The organism is Streptomyces sp. SM1, from assembly GCF_002910825.1.
Classification (GTDB): domain Bacteria; phylum Actinomycetota; class Actinomycetes; order Streptomycetales; family Streptomycetaceae; genus Streptomyces; species Streptomyces okerensis.
In genome coordinates, this window is sequence record NZ_NEUB01000624.1 from 1 (window position 1) to 1,748 (window position 1,748).

The 1,748-nt window shown below is 63.1% G+C and carries 1 protein-coding gene and 1 pseudogene; one reads left to right on the forward strand and one right to left on the reverse strand.

The window, feature by feature from the left end:
- A pseudogene (locus B9S61_RS15815) lies at positions 1–455 on the reverse strand (IS5/IS1182 family transposase); the annotation flags it as partial.
- A gap of 63 nt (positions 456–518) precedes the next feature.
- Here B9S61_RS15815 and ltrA point away from each other — a divergent pair.
- Positions 519–1,658 carry a group II intron reverse transcriptase/maturase gene (ltrA, locus tag B9S61_RS15820; RefSeq protein WP_103542837.1) on the forward strand — a complete coding sequence of 380 codons (1,140 nt, stop codon included), beginning with the start codon at positions 519–521 and terminating at the stop codon, positions 1,656–1,658.
- Positions 1,659–1,748 lie beyond the last annotated feature (90 nt).

Sequence of the window (1,748 nt, forward strand, 5' to 3'; positions counted from 1 at the left end):
GGCCAGCCGTCCGGGGCGGCGATGACCTGCACGTTTCCTCCGTGGTGCTTGTGCTTGCCCGACCACCACAGGTCCGCGCCGTTGGGGCCGGCGGCAGCCACGCGGTCGGTGCGGATGACCGTGCCGTCCAGATTGAGGTGGGTGTACCCGGCCGCCGCCGCCCTCTCCAGCGCGCTGGACAGATCGGGCGCGTGGCCGGCGAGCACCGTCAGCCCTTCGTGCAGGTAGCGGTAGGCGGTCGGTACCGAGATGCCGTTGTCCCGGGCGAGTTGGACCAGCCGGGTACCGTCGACGAACCAGCGCAGCACGAGTACCGCCTGTTTGAAGACGCCCAGCGCGCGAGTGCCCTTGCGGGTCCCGAGCTGCTCGCGGTGCCCGCGCAGCAGCTTCGCGAGATGCTCGGCGGTCGCCCTGCGGACATCGAGCACGGCGGTGTAGGTGATAATGGACGCCACGTGGAGCCTCTGGTTGTACGGAACGTGATCTTCGCAGACCCGTTCCTACCAGGGGCTTCACTCATGTCTGACACCGAGTCACCATCCCGCCGTCCGGCATCATCACACACCGCAACCGTCACGTTGCTGAGAAGACTTCACTTTCCGCCTCCTGTGAAAGGCGTGGAGATTCCCAAACCACATGGCAAGGGGGTCCGTCTCCTTGGCGTGCCGACCGTGTCGGACAGGATCGCTCAAAGGGTGGTGGCCGCTCACATGGAGAAGCGGGTGGAGCCAGTGTTCCATCCTGACTCCTACGGTTACCGGCCCGGAAGGTCGGCCCTCGATGCGGTGGCGACATGCCGGCGACGATGCTGGAAAAGGAAATGGGCGGTCGAGTTCGACATCGCCAAGTTCTTCGACAGCGTTCGTTGGGATCTGATCGTCAAGGCTGTGGAGTCGCACACCGATGCCGCATGGGTGATCCTCTACGTGAAGCGGTGGCTTGCCGCTCCCGTACTGATGCCCAACGGCACCTTGCAGCAGCGGGATCGAGGAACCCCACAGGGATCCTCGGTCTCACCCGTGCTGGCCAACCTGTTCCTGCATTACGCGTTCGACATGTGGATCACCCGGACTTTTCCTGGCGTCCAGTTCGAACGCTATGCAGATGACGCAGTGATTCACTGCTCATCCGAACGTCAGGCCCGGGAGGTCCTGACGCAGTTGGGGGCCAGGATGGAAGAAGTAGGGCTACAGCTGCACCCGGACAAGACGCAGATCGTGTACTGCGGAAAGGCGAGGCCGCACGGCGAAGTCGCCACGTCCTTCACTTTCCTTGGATTCACCTTCTGCAACCGCCCGGCGGTCGACCGGAAGGGCGAGGTATTCACGTCCTTCCTTCCGGCGGTCAGCAAGGACGCCCTGAAGAAGATGAGCATGGAAGTCCGCTCGTGGCGGATTCACATGCATGTCACCTACTCCTTCGGGGAGTTCGCGAAATGGCTGAACCCCATCATTCGCGGATGGATGCAGTACTACGGGACGTTCTATCAAACCGAACTGTATCCCCTCCTCCAGCGCATCAACTACTACCTGCTGCGCTGGGTTCGGAAGAAGCATAAACGGCTGAAGACCTACAAGAAGGCCACGAGGGGATGGGACCAGGTCGTAGCGGCCTACCCTGCATTCTTCGCGCACTGGAAATGGGTCAACGTCACCTGACGAAGAGGGCGATAGGAGCCCGGTGACGGGAGACTGTCACGCCGGGATCTGTGGGAGCCCGGGGGTGCGATTCCCCCGGGCCACCCGACC

Coding starts and splice junctions, on each gene's coding strand:
- ltrA (WP_103542837.1), top strand. CDS start 519: ATGTCTGACACCGAGTCACCATCCCGCCGTCCGGCATCATCACACACC.